6 protein-coding genes are annotated in these 9,758 nt (G+C 41.3%); 3 read left to right on the top strand and 3 right to left on the bottom strand.

Annotated features, from left to right (window positions below; all coding sequences use genetic code 11):
• The first annotated feature begins 499 nt into the window (after nucleotides 1–499).
• Entirely contained in the window at nucleotides 500–3,151 is a 2,652-nt protein-coding gene (gene topA / locus E5A76_RS16725; RefSeq protein ID WP_161119617.1) for a type I DNA topoisomerase, read from the top strand.
• Nucleotides 3,152–3,240: 89 nt separating this feature from the next.
• On the opposite strand, the gene miaE is transcribed toward topA, so the two are convergent.
• Nucleotides 3,241–4,032, bottom strand: a complete 792-nt coding sequence (miaE, locus tag E5A76_RS16720; protein ID WP_161119616.1) for a tRNA isopentenyl-2-thiomethyl-A-37 hydroxylase MiaE — start codon at nucleotides 4,030–4,032, stop codon at nucleotides 3,241–3,243.
• 90 nt (nucleotides 4,033–4,122) lie between these two features.
• Nucleotides 4,123–4,884 carry a DNA repair protein gene (locus E5A76_RS16715; RefSeq protein WP_107165036.1) on the bottom strand — a complete coding sequence of 254 codons (762 nt, stop codon included), beginning with the start codon at nucleotides 4,882–4,884 and terminating at the stop codon, nucleotides 4,123–4,125.
• Nucleotides 4,885–5,263: 379 nt separating this feature from the next.
• Here E5A76_RS16715 and cysB point away from each other — a divergent pair, with 379 nt between their 5' ends.
• Both cysB and E5A76_RS16705 read left to right on the top strand, forming a co-directional pair.
• Nucleotides 5,264–6,238: an HTH-type transcriptional regulator CysB gene (cysB, locus tag E5A76_RS16710; RefSeq protein WP_053988350.1), complete on the top strand. Its 975-nt coding sequence runs from the start codon at nucleotides 5,264–5,266 to the stop codon at nucleotides 6,236–6,238.
• A 146-nt stretch (nucleotides 6,239–6,384) separates the two neighbouring features.
• Nucleotides 6,385–7,575 carry a methyltransferase gene (locus E5A76_RS16705; protein WP_161119615.1) on the top strand — a complete coding sequence of 397 codons (1,191 nt, stop codon included), beginning with the start codon at nucleotides 6,385–6,387 and terminating at the stop codon, nucleotides 7,573–7,575.
• A gap of 49 nt (nucleotides 7,576–7,624) precedes the next feature.
• Here E5A76_RS16705 and E5A76_RS16700 read toward each other — a convergent pair whose 3' ends face one another.
• Nucleotides 7,625–9,601, bottom strand: a complete 1,977-nt coding sequence (locus E5A76_RS16700) for a putative bifunctional diguanylate cyclase/phosphodiesterase (RefSeq protein ID WP_161119614.1) — start codon at nucleotides 9,599–9,601, stop codon at nucleotides 7,625–7,627.
• Nucleotides 9,602–9,758 lie beyond the last annotated feature (157 nt).

Genomic DNA, 9,758 nt, shown 5'->3' with positions numbered 1-9,758 from the left:
TTTTTATTAGTGTGAGCAAAAGCGTAAAAAGACTTTTTTTGCTTGTCAGTGATGTTCGATAAATGGTAATGATCTGCGCGAATTTCTATCTCATTTTATTTTTTTCGATTTTGAACCGTTAATGCTGGCTGAGAGAGTGCTAGTATATGCTTTTAAATCAGTCTGTTATTTGATAGTCGATAAGATAAAAATTGTGCTATACATTTTATTAACAATTGAAGAAGGTGCAACCAAATAGACGGATTTCGTTAAAAAGCAGTTGACCTTCTTGTATTCTAGCCCAATATGTAAATAGAATTTTACGTAGCTACAATGCAATTTGTCATTGCAAAAATGTTTGATTACGAAAAAGATCACTGGCAATCATATTAATTCACTGTTCCTATTTTTATGATTAGTGACTTAATGAGATTGGTCGAATGTTGCTGGTTACAATGTAAAGCAGTGGCAGTTTTTTATTTTTATATTCTAGCGAGCACGAGGACGTAATAGAGTCATTATGGGTAAATCTCTCGTTATCGTGGAGTCCCCAGCCAAGGCTAAAACGATTAATAAGTACTTGGGTAAGGATTTCATTGTTAAGTCAAGTGTTGGTCACGTCCGTGATTTGCCAACAGGTTCGCGTTCAGGCACTACTGGCAAGAAGGCCGCGGCAACATCGACCAAAGGGTTGAGTGCCGAAGAGAAAGCACGCATTAAACATGAGAAAGACCGTAAAGCACTGATCGGAAAAATGGGTGTTGACCCATATAACGATTGGAATGCGCATTACGAAGTGCTTCCAGGTAAAGAAAAAGTCGTTAGCGAATTACAAAAACTAGCAGCAGACGCTGACTATGTTTATCTCGCAACCGATTTGGACCGCGAAGGGGAAGCTATTGCGTGGCACCTTCGTGAGATCATCGGTGGCGATGATGCACGCTATAAGCGCGTTGTGTTCAACGAAATTACAAAGAATGCGATTCAACAAGCGTTTGAAGAGCCAGGTGAACTGAATATTGATGGTGTAAACGCTCAGCAAGCACGTCGTTTCCTAGACCGCGTTGTGGGCTTTATGGTGTCACCATTGCTATGGAAAAAAGTTGCGCGTGGTTTATCTGCAGGTCGTGTTCAGTCTGTTGCGGTGAAATTGATCGTAGAGCGTGAGCGCGAAATCAATGCGTTTGATCCTGAAGAGTTTTGGGACATTCACGCCGATACCTTAACCGTGGGCAAAGATACACTACGTTTAATGGTGGCACAGCAAGCAGGTAAAGCTTTCCGCCCAGTTAACGAAGCGGACACCATGGCTGCAAAAGCGTTACTTGAAAAAGCAGCGTATGAAGTGATTGAGCGTGAAGATCGCCCAACCAGTAGCAAGCCATCAGCACCCTACATTACATCAACACTGCAACAGGCGGCGAGTACGCGCCTAGGTTACGGTGTTAAACGTACAATGGGCCTAGCGCAACGCCTATACGAAGCGGGTTACATTACCTACATGCGTACAGACTCAACCAACCTTTCAAAAGAAGCGGTTGAATCAGCACGTGATTTTATTTCAAGTGAGTATGGCAATGAATACTTACCTGAAAAAGCGAACGTATACGGCAGCAAACAAAATGCCCAAGAAGCTCACGAAGCGATTCGTCCTTCTAATGTAGAAGTAAAAGCAGAAAACCTTGAAGGTATGGAAGCAGACGCAGTTAAGCTATATGACTTAATTTGGCGTCAGTTCGTATCTTGTCAAATGGTGCCTGCGAAATATGATTCAAGCACGATTACGGTGAAAGCGGGTGACTTTAGCCTAAAAGCGAAAGGTCGTACTCTACGTTTTGCTGGTTGGACACTAGTACAGCGTCCATCTGGTAAAAATGAAGACACAACGCTGCCTATGGTTAACGTAGGCGACGTATTGAAGCTAGAACAACTTGAGCCTAAGCAACACTTTACTAAGCCGCCAGCGCGCTTTACAGAAGCAGCATTGGTTAAAGAGTTAGAGAAGCGTGGTATTGGTCGTCCATCAACGTACGCATCAATCATTTCTACAATTCAAGATCGTGGTTATGTGCGTGTTGATCAGCGTCGTTTCTATGCAGAGAAAATGGGTGAAATCGTTTCTGATCGCCTAGATGGTAGTTTCCCTGACTTAATGGACTTCGATTTTACTGCCCGTATGGAAGGTAACCTCGATAAAATCGCAGAAGGTGAGAAAAACTGGAAGAAAGTGCTTGATGAGTTCTTCTCTGATTTCACCACTGAGCTTGAAAAAGCTGAGCTTGACGAATCAGAAGGCGGCATGAAGCCTAACAATATCGTATTAACTGATATTGAATGTCCAACCTGTTCTCGTCCTATGGGGATCCGTACTGCATCAACCGGTGTATTCCTAGGTTGTTCGGGTTACGCATTACCGCCTAAAGAGCGTTGTAAAACAACGATCAACTTAGGTAGCGAAGAAGGCATTGTTAACGTACTTGAAGAAGACGTTGAAACGGCAGCACTGCGTGCTAAGAAACGTTGTCCGATTTGTAATACTGCGATGGATGCTTACCTGATCGACAAAGATCGTAAACTGCACGTTTGTGGTAATAACCCAAGCTGTGAAGGTTACATTGTCGAGAAAGGTGAATTTAAGCTGAAAGGCTACGAAGGTCCTATTATCGAATGTGACAAGTGTGGTTCTGATATGGAACTGAAAAACGGTCGCTTCGGTAAGTACATGGGCTGTACTAATGAAAGCTGTAAGAATACACGTAAGATCTTGAAAAACGGTGAAGTTGCGCCACCTAAAGAAGATCCAGTACATCTACCTGAGCTACCATGTAGCCAAGATCCAGATGCTTACTTTGTCCTTCGTGATGGTGCATCAGGTCTATTTATGGCAGCAAGTACCTTCCCTAAATCGCGTGAAACACGTGCACCTTTAGTGGAAGAGTTAGTACGCTTTAAAGATCGTCTATCGCCTAAGTTTACTTATCTAACAGAAGCGCCAGCAGCTGATCCAGATGGTCTACCAACTGTGGTTCGTTTTGCTCGTAAGAGTAAAGAAAACTACGTACGTTCAGAAGTTGATGGTAAACCAACGGGTTGGACTGCACTTTACGTTGATGGTAAGTGGGAAATCACGGACAAGCGTAAAAAGCCGAAGAAAGAAAAAGCTGAGAAGTAATTGCTTAGTTAACTTTCAAAGTTAAACAAAAACCGCCATGAGCTAAGCTGATGGCGGTTTTTTTGTATTTAGAGAATAGGCTATAAGAATTAGCAAGCTATGTATTCTGGTATCCCACTATGGAAGCGGAAAGTGCTATCAGGGGCTGAAATTAGCTCTGCTTCTTTTGCTCCAAGAGCGTGAATACGATCGCTGATATCTTTGCCTGCGATCTTTTCTGCTAACGTCAAATAATCTTGATAGTGGCGTGCTTCTGAGCGCAATAGCGAGATATAAAACTTTTTGAGTTCAGGATCTAAATAAGGTGCAAGTTTGGCAAAACGCTCACAAGAGCGCGCTTCAATATAAGCGCCAACGATAAGCTTATCGATTAAAGTGGCAGGTTCATGAGTACGTACCGCTTTCATTAAGCCTTTAGCGTAACGCCCAGCATGGAGGTTAGAGTAGGGAATATCACGTTTTTCCATGATCTCTAACACTTGCTCGAAATGGTGAAACTCTTCTTTAATTAAGCGTACCATCTTTTCAATTAGCTCTTCACCATAAGGAAAATCAGGGCGAGCAACTAAAGGTGCTGATAGTCCGTTCTTTTTGTTGTGAAATGCCGCCGTAGAGCGATTCTCGCCGCCGTAAACAAAATCTTCATAAGGCTTTGCCCACGCAAGTAGCGCTTCACCACTGGCTTTGTCAACGGCGTATTTGCGTACCATGAACATGGCTGTTTGGCTCGCTTTTAATTCACAATTACAGTGATCGACCAACAATGCCGTTAGGTTTTCTGGCTTACGGGCTTCTTCAATCCAGCTATCTGGCGTTTCACATTGAAGAAATTGTTTAATGGGCGTCAGTAGCTCATTAATCATCTGTTGCGTGTTATCCATAAGACGTATCATTTATTGTTATTGAAGGCATAAAAAAGGCCGCTACTGCGACCTTTGTAGTTGAGCTATTTTAAGCCAAAGTGAAGCAAATCACCATTTACGCTTTGGCTGGAATAAGACATCGAGATCATCTTGATCTTTATCGAGCTGCTGTTGACGCTCTTGCTCGTAATTCATTGATTGTTTGTTATCAATTTCATCGAGCATTAACTGAAGCTTTTCACGAGCTTGGTTGGCGTAGTTATCATTTTTTGCCGATAGCACATCAATGCCTTTTTTCAGTAATTGTTTAGCGGTGCCAATTTGTCCTTTAATGCGTGCTTCATTGGCGCGTTTTACTACGTTTTCAATATTGATACGTAATTGAATAGATTCTAAACGGGCATTTTCATTAACGAAGGCTTGTGTGCCCATACGGCCTTTGCTGTGTTCACTTTTGATCACAGTTTTTAGGCGTTTAACGAGTTGCAGCATGCCAATTGCTTGTTTATCCGTACTTGGAACTTTAAACGGGGTGATATCGGCATTGCTATAGCTGCTTTCTAAATGGGCAATTTGCTCTGTCACATTTTTGATACGTTGAGTGAGCGAACGATCATTGGGAGAGGCTTCAGACATTTGCTGCAAAGCATCAACAATACGTTGGTTTAAGCATACCAATAATTCTTTGCTGTAAGGCAGGTGATGCGCATTACCGATCAACTCTTCCGTTGCATCGATAATTGCAATATGTTTTGCCAGTTCTTGCTGCTTAATCGCTTCTATACGTTGGCGGTACTGAATGATAACGTTGTAACCAATGATAAGCGCAAGTAACAGACCAATTAAGCCTATAACTAAAGGAATACTCATAAGATATATCTATCTTCCATGCATTAATCTTGAATATAGCAGGATACACCATCTCGAAAAAACCGCCTAGTGAGATGGTTATTAAATAGGAGCTTTATTCAAATCGAAGTGTAATTTGTGCTGTTTAGCAAATTTAAACGTCACACGGCATGCATTTCTATGCTGACTTTGTACTTAAGTTTGAGTTTCTTATTATATTGAATAATTGCAAAAATATTGATTTCTGTAACTAAAAAACAAACAAATGCTATGCAAATTACTGGTTTCAATATATAAAATGTTAATTACATGGTTGCACGATTATACCTATCTCATTAAATACCATAAGGGGTTGATGGATGTGGTGTGAAAGGTAACGGATTATTGAGTAGGCGGTACCATGAAATTACAACAGTTACGCTATATTGTTGAGGTGGTGAATCATAACCTTAACGTCTCATCAACGGCTGAGAGCTTATATACCTCTCAACCGGGTATCAGTAAACAAGTTCGATTACTTGAAGATGAACTAGGTATTCAAATCTTTGAACGCAGTGGTAAGCACTTAACCAAAGTGACGCCTGCGGGAGAAGATATTGTACGTATTTCTCGTGATATTTTATCGCGAGTGGAAAGTATTAAAGCCGTTGCTGGCGAGCATACCCATCCTGAGATGGGCACATTAAATATTGCAACAACGCATACTCAAGCGCGTTATGCATTACCTGCGGTTATTCAAGGTTTTACCGCTCGTTACCCAAAAGTGTCGCTGCACATGCATCAAGGAACGCCAGCACAAATTGCAGATGCGGTAGGTAAAGGGCGTTCGGATTTTGCTATCGCAACAGAAGCGTTGCACTTATATCAAGATATGATCATGTTGCCTTGTTATCACTGGAATCGCTCGATTGTTGTGCGTAGTGATCACCCATTAGCAACAAAAACAAATATTACGATCCACGATTTAGCTGCTTATTCTCTTGTAACGTATGTGTTTGGTTTTACAGGCCGTTCTGAATTAGACAGTGCATTTAATCGCTCAGGTTTAACGCCTAAGATTGTCTTTACTGCCACCGATGCTGATGTGATCAAAACGTATGTGCGCTTAGGAATTGGGGTGGGTGTTATTGCAAGCATGGCAATGGATCCTGAAACAGATAAAGATTTAGTTGCCATTGATGCGAGCCATATTTTTGCTGCAAGTACCACTAAGATCGGCTTTAAGAAAGGCACATTCTTACGTACTTACATGTATGACTTTATGGAGCGATTTGCGCCACATTTAACACGTAACGTGGTCGATCAGGCCATCGCGTTAAAGAGCAATGGTGAAATTGAAGCAATGTTTGCTGAGATTGAGTTACCCGTTCGATAAACCATTATGATTTATAGTTCAAAACCGCCGTCATTGGCGGTTTTGTTGTTTCTGGCATGTAGAAATGGCGGCTTGGTAGTTTATCGACAGAGTGATTTAGGTATACACTAGCGCCCCTTGTTTTTAGCACCACTAAGTTATTATTTATGTCTTGTTATGCGAACACTTTTCAACAATTAGATGCGTTATTAACGGCAAATCGTCAGTACTGGCAGTTTGTTCCTTTTGCTGATAAAGGTTTTGCATGGGAGGAACAACATCCAGAGTTTTGTGAATGGTTAGCTGCGATTGATGATGAAACGTTATTGCAGTTAACTCAAGATCAAGATGCTTTGATTGAAGTATTTACACCGTGGATACCAGATGCTGCTTTACTTGCAAAGTTAGCAAAAACATCGCGTTTAACGGGGAGTGAATATGTATACCCGAGAAATTGTGATGCTGGTATTCCGGGGCGTAAGTGGCAGCAAATCACTGCGTTTAACCAAGTATTACCTCGGTTAGGCGTACCTTGGCTTGAGTGGTGTGCAGGTAAAGGCTTTCTTGGTCGTGTATTGTCTGTCACGCATCAACAACCTGTAACTAGCTTAGAGTGGCAACAACAACTGTGTGTTGATGGTGAAGCAGCGGCTAAGCAATTAGGGTTGGATATTCACTTTGTTCAAGGTGATGCGTTTGATGTGAGTAGTCAGCAATATATTCAACCTAAGCAACATGCGGTTGCGCTGCATGCTTGCGGTGATTTGCATGTGTCGTTGATCAAGCAAGTGGTGGCGAAAAAAGGGCAAGCGGTGAGTGTATCGCCATGCTGTTATCACCTGATCAGAGATAAGCAGTATCAGCCATTATCAAGTGGCGCTAAGGCAAGTAAGTTACAGTTATCAAAACATGATTTACGTTTGCCATTACAAGAGACCGTGACAGCAGGCAATCGGGTAAAACAGCTACGCTTTGTTGAAGTGAGTTTTCGCTTAGGATTTGATTTATTACAGCGAGAAGTGAATCAAACGAACAATTATTTACCCATTCCGAATGTTCAAAAAGCCTTGCTTGGTGAAGGTTTTGAAGCCTTTTGTTTATGGGCTGCTGAGCAAAAAGGCATGACATTACCTGATGATATTGACTTCGATTATTGGCAGCAGTTAGGTGAAAAACGCTTTGCGATCACCGAGCGTATGGAGCTGGTTCGTCAATTATTTCGTCGCCCATTAGAGTTATGGTTAGTTCTTGATCGTGTCTGCTATTTAGAAGAGTCAGGGTATAAGGTGACGTTGGGTACATTTTGCGAAAAGCAGATGACGCCACGAAACTTATTGATCCATGCTGAGCGTATGTAGCATAAGAGAAATATCACCGCGAGATGATTCTCGCGGTGGTGGGTGAGTGTTAGTAGATTTCTGATTGGAGAGGTTTACTGCGTTTTAGTAACGTCTCTAACATACCGTTTTCTAACTCATGCACAGAAAGAGGTTTATTGAAGTAATAACCTTGGCAATAGTTAAAATTACAACTTTGGATGTAATCTAATTGTTCTTTGGTTTCAACGCCTTCAGCGACTACTTTCAAATTCAACTTATTACAGATGGCCTTGGTTGCTTCAACAATTGCTTTACCGCTATCAGCTTCATTTTGTACAAAGCTTTGATCGAGCTTAACTGTACTGATCGGTAAGTTCTGCAGTTGCGATAAAGAAGAGTAGCCAGTACCAAAATCATCCAAATAAAGTTCAAAACCTAGATCTGCGATAGCATCTAGGCAAGGCTTGGCTTCACTAAACTCTTGTAGCATCGCTGATTCAGTAATTTCTAATGCTACTTGGGATGGGTCGATATTGTATTCTTCAATGATCAATACCAATTCTTCAACCAGTGACATTTTGAGTTGAGCACGAGACAGGTTAATACTCATGATTAACTTGGTATCGTAGATTTGATTCCATTCAGCTAATTGTTCACATGCTTTTCGTAGCACCCATGAACCAATCGGTACAATCTGTCCTGTTTCTTCAGCTAGCGGAATAAACTCTGCAGGAGAGACGTGACCGAGTGAATCATCATACCAACGGATCAGCGCTTCAAAGCCTTTTAGCATCATAGTGCTGAGGTCAATAATTGGCTGGTAGTAAAGCTGAAAATCTTTAATTTCAAGTGCTTGTGATAAATGGTGACGCAGTGCATTTTTACGATATAGCGTTTCAGCTAAATGTGGTTGGAAATGATAGCTGCAGTTACGCCCATGTTTCTTAGCACAATGCATAGCCATATCCGCTTGTGTGATCAGCGTTTCAAAGCTATCCGCATCTTTAGGATATTGCGCTGTGCCAATACTACAGCCAATAGAAATCTCACCAATATGTTTAATATAGAATGGGCGATTCAATGCAGTGATAATTTCACGGGTGAGTAGCTCTAAATTAGGGGTATTACGTTCTTCAATTTGGATAATAAATTCATCGCCGCCAAAACGTGCGACTAATCCCCGACATTTGATGGTATCGAGTAATCGAATCGCAACCGCTCGGAGTAATTTATCACCGACAGCATGCCCGTAGGTGTCGTTGATAAGCTTGAAACTATCTAAATCTAAAAACAGCAAGTTGTAAGGAAGTGAAAAGTGGTGGCTTGCTTTTAATGCAGAAGAGATCCCGCGTCGGTTCATTAACCCAGTTAAAAAGTCATGCTCTGCGTTATAACGTTCACGTTGCAGGTTTTCTTTTTCCTTGGTGATATTGACAATTTGAAGCAGTAACTGAGATTTATCAGATAACCATTTTGCTTCAATGTTAAACCAGATATGGTTTTGTCCAGTCCAACAAAGTCGACTATGGCTCAGATTTTGATTTTGGATCGCATCTGAAATCCATTGCTTCGCGATGTCACTATCGCCAACAAAGGAAGCGAGGTTGTGCAGATCATTGCCATAGTTTTTGGTAAAGACATTATTGGCACTAACTAGCTCACCATTTTCGTCGAACAGCAGTGCGAGATTAGCACAGTCTGAAAACGCCAGCTCACAGCGAAGGCTTGATTCATCACTAATCACTTCAACTAGCATTGCATCACGACCGTCAGGGAGCATGATACCTGAAAAAATGCAGAGAAGGTTTTTGCCAACTTTTCTTGGATCTAAATGCCACCAAGTTTTTATTGTTTTGTTTTGTTTAAATGTATCGCGGTACTCTTCTAATGTCGCTTCTACAGCAGCAGACATATCTTTACTAAGATCGCGTGAAAGAAGCTCCTCATGAGAAGGTGATTCCCATAGTGGAAGCGCTTTGTCATTAGCCCAAATGATTTGTTTGTGGTCAAAATCAAAGATCCAAATAGGACTTTGAAGATGATTGAAAGGCGAGTAAATATCCATCACCAATATCTTTTTAATTATTATGTGATGCAGATATTAACTGAGATATAAAGTTCAGAATATGATTTTTTTTCTGATTACGTGATGTTAGTTCACAATATAGGGAACGATAAGCATGTATTTGTATAATGATTTATCAATAGTTTAATCTGAGGAT

This window comes from Photobacterium lucens (genome assembly GCF_009873615.1).
Taxonomy (GTDB): domain Bacteria; phylum Pseudomonadota; class Gammaproteobacteria; order Enterobacterales; family Vibrionaceae; genus Photobacterium; species Photobacterium lucens.
The sequence above is the reverse complement of the archived record's forward strand: the minus strand, read 5'-3'. Positions and strand labels throughout refer to the sequence as shown.

What these genes read in the sequence shown, in the direction of transcription:
- topA (WP_161119617.1), top strand. Translation starts at nt 500, where the DNA reads ATGGGTAAATCTCTCGTTATCGTGGAGTCCCCAGCCAAGGCTAAAACG.
- miaE (WP_161119616.1), bottom strand. Translation starts at nt 4,032, where the DNA reads ATGGATAACACGCAACAGATGATTAATGAGCTACTGACGCCCATTAAA.
- E5A76_RS16715 (WP_107165036.1), bottom strand. Translation starts at nt 4,884, where the DNA reads ATGAGTATTCCTTTAGTTATAGGCTTAATTGGTCTGTTACTTGCGCTT.
- cysB (WP_053988350.1), top strand. Translation starts at nt 5,264, where the DNA reads ATGAAATTACAACAGTTACGCTATATTGTTGAGGTGGTGAATCATAAC.
- E5A76_RS16705 (WP_161119615.1), top strand. Translation starts at nt 6,385, where the DNA reads ATGTCTTGTTATGCGAACACTTTTCAACAATTAGATGCGTTATTAACG.
- E5A76_RS16700 (WP_161119614.1), bottom strand. Translation starts at nt 9,601, where the DNA reads ATGGATATTTACTCGCCTTTCAATCATCTTCAAAGTCCTATTTGGATC.